Here is a 15,409-nt window from a genome sequence, read left to right on the forward strand (position 1 = left end):
CATGCCACATCCAGCCCCCATCGACCGGCTTCCCGATTCCGCGCGCCGCGTCGCGCTTTTGCTGCGTGAGCGCGGACATGCGAAGGACATCGTCATGCTCGAGGAAACCGGCAAGACCTCGGCCGAAGCGGCCGCAGGCCTTGGCTGCTCGGTCGCGCAGATCGCGAAATCGATTCTGTTTCGCCGCCGTGCCGACAGCGCGCCGGTGCTCGTCGTCGCGAGCGGCGCGAACCGCGTCGACGAGAAGAAGGTCGCCGCGCATGTTGGCGACATCGGCCGCGCCGATGCGAAGTTCGTCCGCGATCACACCGGCTACGCGATCGGCGGCGTGTGCCCGGTCGTCCATCTCGTCGAGCCCGTCACACTGATCGATCGCGATCTGCTCGAACTCGACAGCCTGTGGGCGGCGGCCGGCCATCCGCATGCGGTGTTCAATTTGTCGCCGCAAGAGCTCGTCGCGCTGACGGGCGCGCCCGTAGCCGAGATCGCCGTGCGCGGCCAAGCATGAGCGAAACCACGACACAATGCCGCGCCGGCGGCCCGCACGCGCAAGCAGTCAATGCCGGCGTGCCGTCGCCGTGCACGAACGTATGCAGGATCGACGAGCTGACCGGCTGGTGCGCCGGCTGCCGCCGCACGCGCGACGAGATTGCCGGCTGGCGCGGCTTCGACGACGACGCGAAACGCGCGGTGCTGGCCCGGCTCGCCGCGCGGGAGTAACCGGTCCGGCGGCCGATCCGAATGCAATGGCCGCGCGGGCGGCACGCGGCTGGGCATCGTGTGTCAACAGGACGGCGCACGCACGGCATTCGAAAAAAAAGCCGTTCGCCCCAACAGGCGAACGGCATGCATAAGAGAATTCTGTCGACGTGATCAACGTCATGCTCCATGATACGACGCCCACTCGCTGCACCGCATCAGGAGTTTCCCTACGATTTTCTTGCGCCGTCCCGCGCTGCTTGCGCTTCGCTGTCCCGCCCTTTGCCGGGCCGTCAGTTGCGCACCGCAACACGCCGCGCCGGCACGATGCGCCATCCGAGATTCACGCCAGCCGCCGCGAGCAGGATCAACACGGCGCCGAATACCTGGCTCCACGCCAGCGTCTGCCCGAATGCGAACCGATCGACGACGATCGCGACAACCGGATAGACGAACGACAGCGCGCCGATGGTCGCGGTCGGCAGCTTCTGAATCGCGCCGTACAGCAGCACGTACATCACACCCGTGTTGACGACGCCGAGCACGGCGAGATCGAACCATTGCATCGGCGTCGCGGGCAACGCGTCGAAGTGAGCAAACGGCGCGAGCATCAGCATGCCGACACCCGTCTGGAACAGTGCGAGCAAATGCGGCGGCGTGCCCTTCAGGCGCTTCGTGACGATCGACGACACCGCGTAGAGAAACGCCGCGCCGAGCGCGAGCGCAACGCCCTCCAGATACTGGCCGGGCAGCGCGAGCACCGCGGGCTCGACCCGCACGACGCACACCAGGCCCGCAAATGCGATCGCAAGCCACGCGATGATCGACGCGGTAAGACGCTCACGGAAGATCAGCGCGCCGAGCGCAACGAGCATGAACGGCTGCGTGTTGTAGACCGCCGTGGCCATCGAAATCGACGCGCGCGAATACGCGGCGAACAGCAGCACCCAGTTCGCGACGATCGTGACGCTGCTGAGCGCAGCGAGCGCGACCGTGCGCGCGCGAAACAGCTCGCGGCGCAACAGGCCAAGCGCCGCGCAAACGACCAGCATCGTCGCCCCACCGAACAAACAACGGAAAAACACGACGTTCATCAGATGCTGCTGCGACGACACGACCAGCCAGCCGATCGTCCCGGACATCAGCATCGCGAGCACCATTTCGAGCGCACCGCGGCGCATTTCGTTCGAAGCCATTTGAATTCACCCAACGAAAAGTCTGGCTTCGATTTTAGAGACTTGCATCGCGTATCTCTATCGCTAAACTGAGAAGAAAACGCCGCTCTGCCTTTGAAATGAAGGTCAATATGCAAAAACGCCTTTCATCGCCCGCGCATCCGTCGAGCCCGCTCGACGCGCTCGACCGCGAGTTGCTGCGCGCGCTCGCCGACGATGCGCGCCAGAGCGTCAGCGAGCTTGCGCGGCGCATCGGGCTGTCCGCGCCGAGCACGACCGAGCGTCTGCGCCGGCTCGACGCGCAAGGGGTGATCACGCGCTTCACGGTCGAGCTCGATCCGCGCGCGCTCGGCTACACGCTGCAAGCGATCGTGCGCGTGAAACCGCTGCCTGGCCAGCTTCATCTGGTGGAGGAATTGCTGCGCCGCATTCCCGAGTTCGTCGAATGCGACAAGGTCACGGGCGACGACTGCTTCGTCTGCCGGCTCTATCTGCGCTCGATCGAGCAGCTCGACGAAATACTCGCGAAGGTGACCGAGCGGGCGGAAACGAGCACGGCGATCGTCAAGTCGACGCCCGTTGCGCGGCGTCTGCCGCCGCTCTCGACCGACGGAGATTGACGCTTGCCGCGCCCCGTCACTCGGGCTCGCTTGCCTCGAAGAACGCCAGCGCCTCGTCGATCAACGCGACGGGCGCTTCTTCCGGAATGTAGTGGCCGCACGCGATCGCGCGGCCGCTCACGTCACGCGCCACACGCCGCCATTCGTCGAGCGGGTCGAACAAACGTCCGACTACGCCTTCCTCGCCCCACAACACGCGCAGCGGACATGCGAGCTTGTTGCCGCGCTCGAGATCCGCGCGGTCGTGCTCGAGATCGATCGTCGCTGACGCCCGGTAGTCCTCGCACATCGCATGCACCGCGCCCGGCTGGCGCAACGCCTCGCGATACGCCTGCAGCGCCTGCGGCGAGAACGGCGCGAGCCCGGCCGAGCGATGCGCCATCACCGCGTCGATATACGCATCGGTATGACCGCCGATCAACGTCTCGGGCAACGGCTCGGGTTGTATCAGGAAGAACCAGTGAAAATAAGCGCTCGCAAACGCACGATCGGTGCGCTCGTACATCGCCAGCGTCGGCGCGATGTCGAGCAGCAGCATGCGCTCGACCGCGTCGCGATGATCGAGCGCCATCCGGTGCGCGACGCGCGCGCCGCGATCATGCGCGCACACATAGAAGCGTGGAAAGCCGAAGTGACGCATCACGGCCACCTGATCGGCCGCCATCGTGCGCTTCGAGTAACACGCATGCCGCGCATCGCCCGCCGGTTTGCTCGAGGCGCCGTAGCCGCGCAGATCGGTAGCGATTACGGTGAAGTGCCTGGCGAGCGTCACGGCGACACGATGCCAGATCAAATGTGTCTGCGGATGCCCGTGAAGCAGCAAAAGGGGCGGCCCAGTGCCTCCTGTGACGCCGAAAATATCGACATCTTGCACCGTCACGCGAAACGGTGCGAACGCCTCAAACGACATGGTTTTGTTCTCTAGAATCGTTGTGCTTGATATTGTAGAAGTGCGGTTGTCGCGCATCGCGCGCGCCGGTGCGCAAAACATAGAAACTGAGCACTCATTCGACAGGGCCCCGGCGTCAGCGCATTTTGTTAAGCATGCCTATAATGGCACGACCGTTCGTGTTAATTCGCCGCAAACGGCATATCCGGCCGGACCGCGTTCGATCCGCCTGATCTTGCCGGAATGCCCGTGCGTCACGACGATACGATGCGCTTTGCCATCGCACGCGCAACAACAACCGCCGCGGGCCGGAGGTGAGTGCCGAAGCGCTACCTTCGGCTCGCGGCATGGAGCCGGAGTCAGCGCTAAAGCGCTCACTCTGGTCGACACCGGAGACATATATGGCCCTGCCTGCCGTTCTGCAACAACTCGCGCTGCCCGTGATCGCTTCGCCAATGTTCATCGTCAGCTATCCTGAACTCGTGCTAGCACAATGCAAGGCGGGTATCGTTGGCTCGTTTCCCGCCCTCAACGCCCGGCCCGCCGAATTGCTCGACGAATGGCTCACGCAATTGCAAGCGCAGCTCGCCGAGCACAAGGCCGCGCACCCCGACGCAGTAATCGGGCCGATCGCCGTCAACCAGATCGTCCATCAGTCGAACGCGCGGCTCGAGCATGACATCCGCGTCTGCGTCGATCACAAAGTGCCGATCTTCATCACCAGCCTGCGCGCGCCCGCACGCGAAATCGTCGACGCCGTGCACAGCTACGGCGGCATCGTGCTGCACGACGTCATCAATCTGCGGCACGCCCAAAAGGCGCTCGAAGCGGGAGTCGACGGTCTCATCCTCGTCGCGGCAGGCGCGGGCGGCCATGCGGGCACGACGTCGCCGTTCGCGCTCGTCGGCGAAGTGCGCAAGATCTTCGACGGCCCGATCGTGCTATCCGGCTCGATCGCCAACGGCGGCTCGATCCTCGCCGCGCAGGCAATGGGCGCCGATCTCGCGTACATAGGCACGCGCTTCATCGCGACGCAGGAAGCGCACGCGGTGGACGACTACAAGCGCGCGATCATCAATGCGAAATCCGCCGACATCATCTACACGAATCTCTTCACCGGCGTGCACGGCAACTACATTCGCGAGAGCATCGTGAGCGCGGGCCTCGATCCGGAAGCACTGCCAGTCGCCGATAAATCGAAGATGAATTTCGGCAACGACAAGTCGAAGGCCTGGAAAGACATCTGGGGTGCGGGGCAAGGCGTCGGCCTGATGGACGACGTGCCGAGCGTCGCGGAACTGGTCGGGCGCCTGAAGCGCGAGTACGACGACGCGAAAGCCCGCCTGGGAATTCGCGCTTAACGGGCTGATGGAAGATTCATGGCCGCGCCATACGGCGCGCCGCGACAGCAGCCGCGCAGCGTGGCGCGCGAACGGCGTCGCGCGGCAGGCGCGGTCCACGCGGCCCGCTCGCCGCTGCGAAGCTCACGCCTAAACATCCGCCACGCTGAACCGGCGAGCCGCGCCGGTAACCACGCCGTCAACCGAGCCGCTTCATCCGCGGCATCGAATACTGCCGTAGCCGCTCGTCGATCGACGGACACAGCGATTGCCCAGAGAAGCGGTCGGCGACGAAGTCGACGAACGTGCGCACCTTCGCCGACACGTGCCGCCGGCTCGCGTATACCGCGTAGATCGGCAACTCCCGCGGCGGCAGCACGTCGAGCAGCAGCGGCACAAGACGCCCGGCCTCGATATCCTCGCCGACCACTTCGGTGCCGAGCAGCGCAATGCCCGCGCCACCCAGCACCGCGACGCGCAATCCTTCGAGGTGATTGACGATCATGTTGCCCGACAGCGGCGCACGCGAAGCTGTGGCGACGTCGGCCAGCGCGGCGTCGAACAACGTGTCGTTCGACTCGCGGCGGATGTAGTTGTGATGCTGGAGATCGGCAACCGTCGTCGGCGTGCCGCGCTTTTCGAGATATTCGGGCGACGCGACGAGCACGATGTGCGCAGTGGCGATCTGCCGCGCGACGAGCGACGACGACTTCATGCCCGTGGCCGCCGCGCGAACCGCGACGTCATACCCTTCGTCGATCAACTCGACGACCCGGTCGGACAACGTAATCTCAACCGTCACATCAGGGTAGCGCTCGGCATACGACGACGCAGCGTCCATCACGTACCGCAACCCGAATGCCGATAGCGACGTCAGGCGCAGACGCCCTTGCGGCACGACGCTCGACGCGCCGACTGCCTGACCGGCTTCGTCGAGTTCGGTCAGCGCCTGTACCAGCCGTTCGTAATATTCGCGCCCCGCCTCCGTCGGCGCGACGCGGCGCGTCGTGCGATGCAAGAGCCGTGCCCCGAGCTGGTGCTCGAGATGCATCACGTGCTTGCTCGCCATCGCAGCCGACATCTCCATGCGTTCCGCCGCGCCGACGAAGCTGCCGACTTCGACGACGTACCGGAACACATTCATGCTGACGAGGGTGTCCATCGAAATAGTGCTCGCAACTGTTAAAAATTTGTCTAGTCGCAAGCAACTGTAACAAAGCTAATGGGCCCGAAACGTCAAGAAAGGAAAAATGACAGCGAGTAATGTAACGCCGCTAACTTATCTCAAGGGATCGGCCGGATAGTGCGCGTCCTAGCCCGCTTTTTCGTCGTGATTCGAGGCGTTTGCGCAGCCGGCGCGGCCGGCTGACGGGCCACAACCGGAGCAAAAGCTCATACCGAATGCAGCCCCGCCGCCACGCCGGACCAGCCGCTATCCATATTCATATCGCAGCTATCCATATTCATATCGCAGCTATCCATATACGCGGCGCACGGATTGCCTGCGCCAAGAGCCTCCGTCAGAATTTCGCCCGAATTCCCGCGCCGAACGTATCGCCGCTGCCCATGCCCGAAAAACGGTCGTTCATGTACGCGGTATACAAATCCGTGCGCTTGGACAGTGGATAGTCGTAGCCGACAGCCCAAGTGCGGTGGGTCTGCTCGAGACCGCCCGATCCGTGCGAGTACGCATACGATGCAAGCGCTCTGCCCGCCCCAAGCGGCACCGCCACGCCGCCTTGCACGGTATTCACGTGCCAGCTTCCGGTGTCCTGCTCGTTGTGCGTATACATATATTGCCCGTAGAGCTTGACGAGTTTGAAGTCGTAGGACAGGCCGACTTGCGCGACGCCCTGGCTCTTCATCCTCGACACGAGCGCGCCGAGATCGCCCGGATCGTTATTGAAGTTCACGTACTGATAAACCGCCGTCGCGGCAAACGGGCCGTTTGCATAATTCAGTTGTCCGCTCCATTTTTTCGAGCGGTTTTCCCCCGCCGAATTGCCGAACGCATACATTACCCCCCCGCTTAATCCTCCAAACGACGGGCTCGTATAACCGACCGCGTTATTCCAGCCCGAATCGCCGACGACGCCCTGATCGGTCGTATACGTCGGGAACGTGCCAAGGCCGAGGAACACGTGGTAGACCATCGGCGAGAACACGTATGAATCGATGAACGGGTTGAAGAGGATCGTCGAGACGAACAGATGGGTCGTCAGACGCCCGGCCGTCACCGTGCCATACGGCGTCGCGAGCCCGACATACGCGTTGCGCCCGAAAAACGTATCGCCGTCGAAGCGGCCGTAGCGGCCGGTCTGCGCACGGAAAAAATCCTCCAGCGTGAAGATTGCCTGATAACCGCCGCCGAGATCCTCGGTGCCGCGAATCCCCCAGTAAGACGTCGACATCCCGCCGCCCTGCACGCCCCACGCCCGCTGGCCGCCGGGAAATTTCTGCGCGCCGATCCACTCGTCGACCTGGCCGTACAGTTGAACGCTCGACTGCGCCCGGGCAAGCGTTGCGCCCCCGGCGAGCGCCACGGCGGCGGCGCACATACAAGTGGTTTTCAACGCACGGCTGGCGGTTGATTTCATAAGATCTCCAAATTGTCTATCTGTCGGTCTTGACGAACGGTCTTGGGAAATGAAGCGGCGCGCACGAGCGCGGCGGCGGAATGCGGGCGCTCGAACGCAGTCCATCTTCCAATGGCCATTTTTACGGTCAAAAAAGAAGAGACTTATTGCGGATATACCGTCTGCATTAATTTCCCGGCGATTTGTCGGGCGTCCGCGGCCAAAGGCCGGCTCCCGGCGCAATGCATCGCACCTGGCCGAGCGCGTTGCCCGCGATGAGGCGCGAAAGATAGCGTAATCAATGAGATGCGCGGCGGGATTTCGCGCGAGTGTGGCGAATTTGCATCAGCACACGGCGCGTGCCGCCGCATTAGACGAATGTGTCAGTTGCGGGAAAAAGGCGCGAGAAACGGTTCGCGCGCCGCACCGTTCTGCCCGCGCGGCGCGGGCGCGGTGCGCCCGCCGCGTTCCTCGTTGTAGCGCGCGACATCGGCACGAATCGAGCCCGCGCGCATTGGCAGGTTGACCGAGCCGGGCGCATGCGGCACCTGCCGCGCATCGGCACTGATCGGCCGGTACGGGCTTTGCGCCGCGTAGCGCCCGTAGGACGGCGTCGGGCGCAAGCCCCAGCGGGGGCCGTAGCCGCTGACGCCGATCCTGGTATCCCGGCCATGCGGCGGTGCCGCTTGCAGATAGCCGGCACCGCCGCGCCAGCCGCCGCCGTTATCTTCCGCGGCATACGCTGACGGCGCGCCGCCGCGCGGGCCGCCGCCGAATCCGGGCCTGCCGCTGTGCGGCGGCTGCGCGAAGACGAGCGATGCCGCGAGCACGCCGAACGCGCTCACCGCCCATTGCCCGATCATCCGTTTTACCCGTTCCGTCTTCATCACTGGCCCACTACATGCCTTGTCTATTCAAGTTCGCGCGACACATACATCGCCCAAGACTTTCAACGGTAATTTATGGGCGCCGTGAAAGCGTGTCGAGCCAAAAAGTGTTAGACCTCAGGCATCGGTGTAACACCATGTTACTGCTAGGTTTTTCACCTATTCCACCCGTTTTGTCAGACTGATTTTTAACATTTCGATAACCGAACAAAAACCATCGAATGGGCAATGGGTGGTCCGTTGAAATGCGTTCGAATCATTAATCGATTCTCTGAATGAATTTGCCTATTCAATAGGCAGCCGTGACAATAGCCGGACCAACAACGGCCGGCGTTCGCGTTGAGCGCCCGTGCCGTTCGCCCTGCATTCAATCGAGATCCGAAATGGCGCGTTCACGATTCATCCCCGACAATTTCACCCTCGCGCTCGTCGGCACCGTCGTGCTCGCGAGCGCGCTGCCCTGCCGCGGCGCCGCCGCGCACGCGTTCAACTGGGCCACCGACATCGCGGTCGGGCTGCTGTTCTTCCTGCACGGCGCGAAGCTCTCGCGCGAGGCAATCATCGCCGGTGCGACGCATTGGCGGCTGCACTTAGTCGTGCTCGTCAGCACGTTCGCGCTGTTTCCGCTCGTCGGCCTCGCGCTCAAGCCCGTGCTCACGCCGCTCATCACGCCCGCGCTTTATGCGGGCGTGCTGTTCCTCTGCACGCTGCCGTCGACCGTGCAATCGTCGATCGCGTTCACGTCGATCGCGAAGGGCAACGTGCCGGCGGCGGTCTGCTCGGCATCCGCGTCGAGCCTCATCGGCATTTTCGTCACGCCCGCGCTTGTCGGCCTGTTGATCACGTCGCAAGGAACTGGCGCGGCTACGTCGCCGTGGAGCACGATCGGCGCGATCGTCATGCAGTTGCTCGTGCCGTTCATCGCCGGTCAGTTACTGCGGCCCGTGATCGGCGGCTGGATCGAGCGCAATCGCGGCGTGCTGCGCTTCGTCGATCAGGGCTCGATCCTGCTCGTGGTCTACGTCGCGTTCAGCGAAGCGGTCAATCAAGGGCTCTGGCATCAGATTCCGCCCGCCGCGCTCGGCGGGCTCGTCGTCGTCAACGTCGTGCTGCTCGCGATCGCGCTCGGCATCACCGCGTTCACGAGCAAGCGGCTCGGCTTCAATCGCGCGGACCAGATCACGATCATCTTTTGCGGCTCGAAAAAGAGCCTCGCGGCCGGCGTGCCGATGGCGAAGGTGATCTTCGCGGCGCATGCGGTCGGCGCGGTCGTGTTGCCGCTGATGCTGTTCCATCAGATCCAGTTGATGACCTGCGCGGCGCTCGCGCAGCGCTGGGGCGCCCGCGACACGAGCCGCGAGCGGCAAACCGCCGCGCGCGACGATGCAATGGGCGCAGCGAAGGCGGGCATCGCCGCGAAGCGTTGAGCTTCGTCGAATTTCGCTGAATGCCGAGCGGCCCCCCCCACGCGGGCGCGTCCCGTGTGGCCAAGCCGTGCTCGAGGCGGTCCAGTGCTGGCGCTAGGCCGCCTCGTTGCCGATTCACGCGGCTGCCGCCACGAAGGCAAACGCACGGCGGCGCAGGAGCGCAATTTTATCCGGAGCAATTGAATATCGGCAGGCCGGCTTTTAGCCGCCGCGTCGATGAAATGACGCCCGTTGCGGATATTTTGTCGAATAAGCTGCCCGTCGTAGAACAGGCCGGCACCGGGACGCGTTCGCGGCCAAATGCCCGATGCGCCAAAAACGGGCATCGCTTCACGAAAAATTCATTCAATCTGCCCGCGCCGGCGCCGTTAAGCCGGCTTCTCGTCACGGCGCTCCATGTCACGAGCGCGACGCGCCGCCCTCGGAAAGCACTCCTGATGAACACCACCCGCCTCACCGTCAAAACCCGGCTGCGCCTGCTTGTCGCGCTCGTCGTCCTGGTACTTGCCGCAGTTGGCGGCATCGGCCTTGCAGGCGTTGCGCGCATCGGCGACGCGCTTGCGCATGTCTTCGAGGATCGCGTGAAGGCTCTGCAGCGGATCTCGTCGCTCGACGAGACCGTCACGCAAACCCGCTACGCGATCGGTGACGCCGTGCTTGATCCGTCCGCCGCCAAAACCGGTGCGCTCGCCAGCGCGTCGGCGCGCGACGTCGCGGCGATCGACCGCCTGCTTGCCGAGCATCGCGCGATGCCGCTCGCCGGCGCCGAGCGCACGCAGGCCGAGCGTCTTGCCGCCGATTGGGCGGCGCTGCGCGACCAGGGCATTCGGCCGGTAATCGCATTGCTGAAGGCGAACAATCTGTCCGAAGCGCAATGGGTGGTCACGCAGACGCTCGAGCCAGCCGCGCAGCGCGTCAAGACCGAGAGCGCGCAATTGCGGCAAGCCCAGCTCGAAGCGGCGCAACGCGCATACGACCGCGCACGGGGCATTGCTCGGCTCGTCCAGTGGGCGGTCGTGGGCTGCGTGTTGGCGGGCGTCGCGGGCGTCGCCGCGCTGTGCGCGACGATGGCGCGCGCGCTTGCGCGGCAGCTCGGCGGCGAACCGCATGAAGCGGCCGCCGTTGCCAGCGGCATCGCGGCCGGCAATCTCGCGCTCGACGTGCACGCCGCCGACGCCGCGCCCGGCAGCGTGCTGCATGCGATGCACGCGATGCGCGCACGCCTTGCCGCGACGATCGGCACATTGCAACGCGCGGCCGACGCGATTGCGCACACAACGGCCGATATCGCGCACGGCAACCACGACCTGTCGCGCCGAACCGACGAGCACGCAGCCGGCCTCCAACAGACGGCCAGCAGCATGGAGCAACTCGCCGCGACAGTACGCGCGAACGCCGACCATGCACGGCAGGCCAGCTCGCTCGCCTCGGCGGCATCGGCGCAAGCCGAACAAGGCGGCGCGGCGGCACGCGACGCGATGGCGCGAATGGAGGCGTTATCAGTGCGTTCGCAGCAAATTCGCAGCATTTCGTCGACGATCGAAGGCATTGCGTTCCAGACCAACCTGCTCGCGCTCAATGCGGCCGTCGAGGCGGCGCGCGCGGGCCACGCAGGCCGAGGCTTCGCGGTAGTCGCCCAGGAGGTGCGCGGCCTCGCACATCGCAGCGCGCAAGCGGCAAAGGAAATTTCAGCGCTGATCGCCGGCGTGACGGACGAAGTCGAACGCGGCACCGACACGGTGAAGGCTGCGGGCGGCACGATCGTCGATATGCTCGCGTCGGTGCGCCAGGTTGCAACGCTCGTCGACGAGATTTCGCATGCATGCGACGAGCAGCATTCGGGGATCGACCAGATCAACCGCGCGGTCGCGCAAATGGACCAGATGACTCAGCACAACGCGTTGCTCGTGCAGAAGGCGGCCGGCGCCGCGGGCGCGCTCGCCGACGAAGCGGCCACATTGCGCGAGGCGGCGGCGATTTTCCGGGTGACGGCGTGATGCGGGAGCGGTGAGCATCGGCATTTCAAGCCGCGTTTACTATTTTTAGTAAACAAAAGGCTGCCATAAAGCCCCATTAAATCAAGACAAATCAAGCGCCATCAGCATAATCCCTGAGCGTTTTACTAAAAATTCCGCCATAAAATCCCAGTCACACTAAACACCTGTCACGCCTAACGATGAGCACCACCATTCGCGATGTTGCGCAGGCTGCCAACGTGTCGATCGGCACGGTGTCCCGCGCGCTGAAGAATCAACCCGGCCTGTCCGAAACCACTCGCGCGCGCGTGGTCGAGATCGCGCGCCAGATGAATTACGACCCGGCGCAGCTACGCCCGCGAATCAGGCGACTCACGTTCCTGCTGCACCGCCAGCACAATCACTTCGCGTCCACGCCGTTTTTCTCGCACGTGTTGCACGGCGTCGAGGACGCGTGCCGCGCGCGCGGCATCGTGCCGTCGCTGCTGACGACCGGGCCGAACGACGACGTGCTCCGCCAGATGCGCCCTCATGCGCCCGACGCGATCGCGGTCGCGGGCTTCATGGAGCCAGAGACGCTCGAAGCGCTCGCCGCGACGGGCCGCCCGCTCGTGCTCATCGATATCCGCGCGCCGGGGTTGCGCTCGATCAACGTCGACAATGCCGGCGGCGCCGCACTCGCGATGCGGCATCTGTTCGACACCGGCCGCCGGCGCATCGCGTTCATCGGCGGCTCGCTTGCGCACTACAGCATCGCGCAGCGTGCGTTGGGCTATCGGCGCGCGTTCTTCGACGCCGGAATGCTGTTCGACCCGTCGCTCGAACTATCGATCGACCCGAACCTCGGGCCCGACGTCGGCGCGGCCAAAGCCATGCGGCAATTGCTCGATGCCGGCGGGCCGCTTCCCGACGCGGTGTTTGCCTACAACGATGCGGCCGCGCTCGCCGCGATGCGCGAGTGCTTGGCGCACGGCGTCCGGGTGCCGGACGACATCGCGTTTGTCGGCTTCGACGACATCCCCGCCGCCGCCCACGCGAGCCCGCCGCTGACGACACTTGCCATCGACAAGGAAACGCTCGGCCAGCAAGGCATCGAATTGCTGCTCGCGGACGCGCCCGAGCAAACCGAACTCAGCGTTCCCGTGCAGTTGATTGCACGGGCCAGCAGCGCAGGCGCGACGCACGCGCCGCACTCCCTCACCTCGGTACTTGGATCATGACGACTTCAGCCACGCCCGCGCCCCACGCGGCCATCGACGCACCGCAAGCCAGCGCGCCGCCTTCCCCGGCAGCCGGCGCGCACGCAGGATGCGGCGAGCCCGCCGCGCCGCGCGTCGCAAGCTTCCGTGACCGGCAATTCCTGCTGTCGCACGTGCAGCACACGCTGCGCTTTTACGCGCCGAACGTGCTCGACCCGTCGGGCGGCTTCTACCACTTCTTCCGCGACGACGGCACCGTCTACGATCGCACGACACGCCACCTCGTCAGCAGTTGCCGCTTCGTCTTCAACTACGCGATGGCATACCGCCACTTCGGCAATCCGCGCGATCTCGATTACGCACGCCACGGGCTGCGCTTCCTGCGCGACGCGCACTGGGACACGGCGCACGAAGGCTACGATTGGGAAATCGAGTGGCGTGACGGCGCAAAGCGCGCGACGCGCGACGGCACGCGCCACTGCTACGGACTCGCGTTCGTTCTGCTTGCCGCCGCGCATGCGGCGATGGCGGGCATCGACGAAGCCAAGCCGCTGATCGCCCAGACCTTCGAGCTGATGGAGCATCGTTTCTGGGACGCCGCGGCGGGCCTCTACGCGGACGACGCCACGCCCGACTGGCGCGTCTCCAGCTATCGCGGCCAGAACGCGAACATGCACGCGACCGAGGCGCTCCTCGCCGCCTACGAGGCAACCGGCCATCTGACGTATCTCGACCGCGCGGAAAAGGTCGCCACGCATATCGTCCAGCGCCAGGCCGCGCTGTCGAACGGTCTCGTGTGGGAGCATTTCCGGGCCGATTGGTCGGTCGATTGGGAATACAACAAGGAAGACAGCTCGAACATCTTCCGCCCGTGGGGGTTCCAGCCAGGCCATCAGACCGAATGGGCGAAGCTGCTGCTGATTCTCGAACGGCACCGCCCGCTCGATTGGCTGCTGCCGCGCGCGATCGCGCTGTTCGACGCGGCGCTCGCGCACGCGTGGGACGCCGATCACGGCGGCCTCTGCTACGGCTTCGACCCCGACTACAAAGTGTGCGACCACGACAAGTATTTCTGGGTGCAGGCCGAAAGCCTCGCCGCCGCCGCGCTGCTCGGCCAGCGCACCGGCAGCGAGCGCTTCTGGGACTGGTACGACGAGATCTGGCGCTATAGCTGGACGCATTTCGTCGATCACCGCTACGGCGCGTGGTACCGAATCCTCACCTGCGACAACCGCAAGTACAGCGACGAGAAGAGCCCGGCCGGCAAAACCGACTACCACACGATGGGCGCCTGCTATGAAGTCCTGAACGCATTGCCGGCGCCGCGCGCGGCGGATGGCGGCAACGACGGCGGCCGTCGCGCCGGCGGGGCTGCCGCGGCCGATCACGCGGCGCTGGCCGCGCCCGGCAACGGCGGCCGCATCGGCACGCACGCGCAGCACGCCGGCCACGGCAGCCCCGCCGGCGCGCCGCCCCGCCACAACGGAGGCAACCTGCGATGAGCGCGACGTTTCCGCAATTCGTCTCTGCCGGCGACATCCTCACCGACCTGGTCCGCACCGGCAGCGCGAACTGGGCCTCGCGCCCGGGCGGCGCCGGTTGGAACGTCGCACGCGCGGTCGCGAAGCTCGGGGTGGCGACCGCATGCGCGGGCGCGCTCGGCCGCGACTGCTTCTCCGATGAACTCTGGCGCGAAAGCGAAGCGGCGGGGCTCGATCTGCGCTTCCTGCAGCGCGTCGAGTGCGCGCCGCTTCTCGCGGTCGTGCATCAAACGCATCCGCCCGCGTACTTCTTCATCGGCGAAAACAGCGCCGATCTCGCCTTCGATCCGGCAAGCCTGCCGCAGGGCTGGCGCCAGCATGTGAAATGGGCGCATTTCGGCTGCATCAGCCTCGTGCGCGAGCCTCTCGCGTCGACGCTCGTCGCGCTCGCCGCCGAGTTGCGCGAAGCGGGCGTGTCGATCAGCTTCGATCCGAACTACCGCAACCTGATGACGGACGGCTTCAAGCCGACGCTCGAGAAGATGGCGAAGCTCGCCGACGTGATCAAGGTCTCCGACGAAGACCTGCGGCATCTGTTCGCGGGCGACGACGAACCGCGCGCGATCGCGCGGCTGCGCGCGCTCAATCCGCATGCGGCGCTGCTGGTCACGCGCGGCGCGCACACGGCGACGCTCCACGCCGACGGTCAGACATTCGACGCGCAACCGCCGCGCGTCGACGTGACGGATACGGTCGGCGCCGGCGATGCGACGATCGGCGGCTTGCTGTTCAGCCTGATGACGATGCAAAGCCGCGGCTGGCACGAACATCTCGCATTCGCGCTTGCGGCAGGCGCGGCGGCCTGCCAGCACACCGGCGCGCACGCGCCGACGCTCGACGAGGTGCTCGCGCTCGTCGAGTCGTAAGCCACCGCCCGCCGTGCACGGGAAAGCAGGCGGCAAGCGGCGCGGCGGTCGGCCAAGCCGCGCACGCTGGCGACGCAAACGTTCGAACCTGCGCACCGGCGCCAAGCGCACGCCGTTCGTTGCCGTCACCGCGCGCGCCCGGCGTTTGACGGGCGCGCGCGGCAGGCTGCGCCGCGCCCGGTCGCCGCGTTGGCTGCCGAAGCGGCCAGCCTCC

14 protein-coding genes are annotated in these 15,409 nt (G+C 65.6%); 9 read left to right on the forward strand and 5 right to left on the reverse strand.

Going from position 1 to position 15,409, the window contains the following annotated elements; all coding sequences use genetic code 11:
- Position 1: 1 nt before the first annotated feature.
- Together WS68_RS19725 and WS68_RS29640 are read left to right on the forward strand one after the other, a co-directional pair.
- Positions 2 to 508, forward strand: coding sequence for a YbaK/EbsC family protein (locus tag WS68_RS19725; RefSeq protein ID WP_059572350.1), 507 nt, complete (start codon positions 2 to 4; stop codon positions 506 to 508).
- On the forward strand, positions 400 to 720 hold the full coding sequence (locus tag WS68_RS29640) for a DUF1289 domain-containing protein (protein WP_442857177.1): 321 nt from the start codon (positions 400 to 402) through the stop codon (positions 718 to 720). Before WS68_RS19725 ends, WS68_RS29640 begins: the two co-directional genes overlap by 109 nt.
- A gap of 272 nt (positions 721 to 992) precedes the next feature.
- On the opposite strand, the gene WS68_RS19735 is transcribed toward WS68_RS29640, so the two are convergent.
- Complete coding sequence (locus WS68_RS19735; protein WP_059572352.1) at positions 993 to 1,895, reverse strand: DMT family transporter; 903 nt, start codon at positions 1,893 to 1,895, stop codon at positions 993 to 995.
- A gap of 110 nt (positions 1,896 to 2,005) precedes the next feature.
- On the opposite strand from WS68_RS19735, the gene WS68_RS19740 reads away from it, so the two are divergent.
- Positions 2,006 to 2,494, forward strand: coding sequence for an Lrp/AsnC family transcriptional regulator (locus tag WS68_RS19740; RefSeq protein WP_059572529.1), 489 nt, complete (start codon positions 2,006 to 2,008; stop codon positions 2,492 to 2,494).
- A 16-nt stretch (positions 2,495 to 2,510) separates the two neighbouring features.
- Here WS68_RS19740 and WS68_RS19745 read toward each other — a convergent pair whose 3' ends face one another.
- Positions 2,511 to 3,404, reverse strand: coding sequence for an alpha/beta fold hydrolase (locus WS68_RS19745; RefSeq protein WP_059572353.1), 894 nt, complete (start codon positions 3,402 to 3,404; stop codon positions 2,511 to 2,513).
- Between the two features lie 380 nt (positions 3,405 to 3,784).
- On the opposite strand from WS68_RS19745, the gene WS68_RS19750 reads away from it, so the two are divergent.
- Positions 3,785 to 4,744 (forward strand): NAD(P)H-dependent flavin oxidoreductase, encoded by a 960-nt coding sequence (locus WS68_RS19750; RefSeq protein ID WP_059572354.1) that lies wholly within the window; start codon positions 3,785 to 3,787, stop codon positions 4,742 to 4,744.
- A gap of 178 nt (positions 4,745 to 4,922) precedes the next feature.
- Here WS68_RS19750 and WS68_RS19755 read toward each other — a convergent pair whose 3' ends face one another.
- The 3 genes from WS68_RS19755 to WS68_RS19765 all read right to left on the reverse strand — a co-directional run bounded on the left by WS68_RS19755 (position 4,923) and on the right by WS68_RS19765 (position 8,186).
- Positions 4,923 to 5,885: a LysR family transcriptional regulator gene (locus WS68_RS19755; RefSeq protein ID WP_059572355.1), complete on the reverse strand. Its 963-nt coding sequence runs from the start codon at positions 5,883 to 5,885 to the stop codon at positions 4,923 to 4,925.
- 358 nt (positions 5,886 to 6,243) lie between these two features.
- The gene (locus WS68_RS19760) at positions 6,244 to 7,320 is read right to left on the reverse strand and encodes a porin (protein WP_059572356.1); all 1,077 of its coding nucleotides are present in this window, start codon (positions 7,318 to 7,320) and stop codon (positions 6,244 to 6,246) included.
- 362 nt (positions 7,321 to 7,682) lie between these two features.
- The gene (locus WS68_RS19765) at positions 7,683 to 8,186 is read right to left on the reverse strand and encodes a hypothetical protein (protein WP_059572357.1); all 504 of its coding nucleotides are present in this window, start codon (positions 8,184 to 8,186) and stop codon (positions 7,683 to 7,685) included.
- A 383-nt stretch (positions 8,187 to 8,569) separates the two neighbouring features.
- Between WS68_RS19765 and WS68_RS19770 the strand changes: the two genes are divergently transcribed.
- The 5 genes from WS68_RS19770 (at position 8,570) to WS68_RS19790 (ending at position 15,195) form a co-directional block, all read left to right on the forward strand.
- Positions 8,570 to 9,613: a bile acid:sodium symporter family protein gene (locus WS68_RS19770; protein WP_059572358.1), complete on the forward strand. Its 1,044-nt coding sequence runs from the start codon at positions 8,570 to 8,572 to the stop codon at positions 9,611 to 9,613.
- A 437-nt stretch (positions 9,614 to 10,050) separates the two neighbouring features.
- Positions 10,051 to 11,610 carry a methyl-accepting chemotaxis protein gene (locus WS68_RS19775; RefSeq protein ID WP_059572530.1) on the forward strand — a complete coding sequence of 520 codons (1,560 nt, stop codon included), beginning with the start codon at positions 10,051 to 10,053 and terminating at the stop codon, positions 11,608 to 11,610.
- A gap of 179 nt (positions 11,611 to 11,789) precedes the next feature.
- Positions 11,790 to 12,809, forward strand: coding sequence for a LacI family DNA-binding transcriptional regulator (locus tag WS68_RS19780; protein ID WP_059572359.1), 1,020 nt, complete (start codon positions 11,790 to 11,792; stop codon positions 12,807 to 12,809).
- On the forward strand, positions 12,806 to 14,290 hold the full coding sequence (locus tag WS68_RS19785; protein WP_059572360.1) for an AGE family epimerase/isomerase: 1,485 nt from the start codon (positions 12,806 to 12,808) through the stop codon (positions 14,288 to 14,290). Before WS68_RS19780 ends, WS68_RS19785 begins: the two co-directional genes overlap by 4 nt.
- Positions 14,287 to 15,195: a carbohydrate kinase family protein gene (locus WS68_RS19790; protein ID WP_059572361.1), complete on the forward strand. Its 909-nt coding sequence runs from the start codon at positions 14,287 to 14,289 to the stop codon at positions 15,193 to 15,195. The genes WS68_RS19785 and WS68_RS19790 overlap by 4 nt, the downstream gene beginning before the upstream one ends.
- The last annotated feature ends 214 nt before the right edge of the window (positions 15,196 to 15,409 follow it).

It is taken from the genome of Burkholderia sp. TSV86 (genome assembly GCF_001522865.1).
Lineage (GTDB): Bacteria > Pseudomonadota > Gammaproteobacteria > Burkholderiales > Burkholderiaceae > Burkholderia.

Excerpts from the sequence above, each read along its gene's own strand:
- WS68_RS19735 (WP_059572352.1), bottom strand. The coding sequence starts at position 1,895 with ATGGCTTCGAACGAAATGCGCCGCGGTGCGCTCGAAATGGTGCTCGCG.
- WS68_RS19745 (WP_059572353.1), bottom strand. The coding sequence starts at position 3,404 with ATGTCGTTTGAGGCGTTCGCACCGTTTCGCGTGACGGTGCAAGATGTC.
- WS68_RS19750 (WP_059572354.1), top strand. The coding sequence starts at position 3,785 with ATGGCCCTGCCTGCCGTTCTGCAACAACTCGCGCTGCCCGTGATCGCT.
- WS68_RS19770 (WP_059572358.1), top strand. The coding sequence starts at position 8,570 with ATGGCGCGTTCACGATTCATCCCCGACAATTTCACCCTCGCGCTCGTC.
- WS68_RS19765 (WP_059572357.1), bottom strand. The coding sequence starts at position 8,186 with ATGAAGACGGAACGGGTAAAACGGATGATCGGGCAATGGGCGGTGAGC.
- WS68_RS19725 (WP_059572350.1), top strand. The coding sequence starts at position 2 with ATGCCACATCCAGCCCCCATCGACCGGCTTCCCGATTCCGCGCGCCGC.
- WS68_RS19755 (WP_059572355.1), bottom strand. The coding sequence starts at position 5,885 with ATGGACACCCTCGTCAGCATGAATGTGTTCCGGTACGTCGTCGAAGTC.
- WS68_RS19790 (WP_059572361.1), top strand. The coding sequence starts at position 14,287 with ATGAGCGCGACGTTTCCGCAATTCGTCTCTGCCGGCGACATCCTCACC.
- WS68_RS19740 (WP_059572529.1), top strand. The coding sequence starts at position 2,006 with ATGCAAAAACGCCTTTCATCGCCCGCGCATCCGTCGAGCCCGCTCGAC.
- WS68_RS19775 (WP_059572530.1), top strand. The coding sequence starts at position 10,051 with ATGAACACCACCCGCCTCACCGTCAAAACCCGGCTGCGCCTGCTTGTC.
- WS68_RS19785 (WP_059572360.1), top strand. The coding sequence starts at position 12,806 with ATGACGACTTCAGCCACGCCCGCGCCCCACGCGGCCATCGACGCACCG.
- WS68_RS19760 (WP_059572356.1), bottom strand. The coding sequence starts at position 7,320 with ATGAAATCAACCGCCAGCCGTGCGTTGAAAACCACTTGTATGTGCGCC.
- WS68_RS19780 (WP_059572359.1), top strand. The coding sequence starts at position 11,790 with ATGAGCACCACCATTCGCGATGTTGCGCAGGCTGCCAACGTGTCGATC.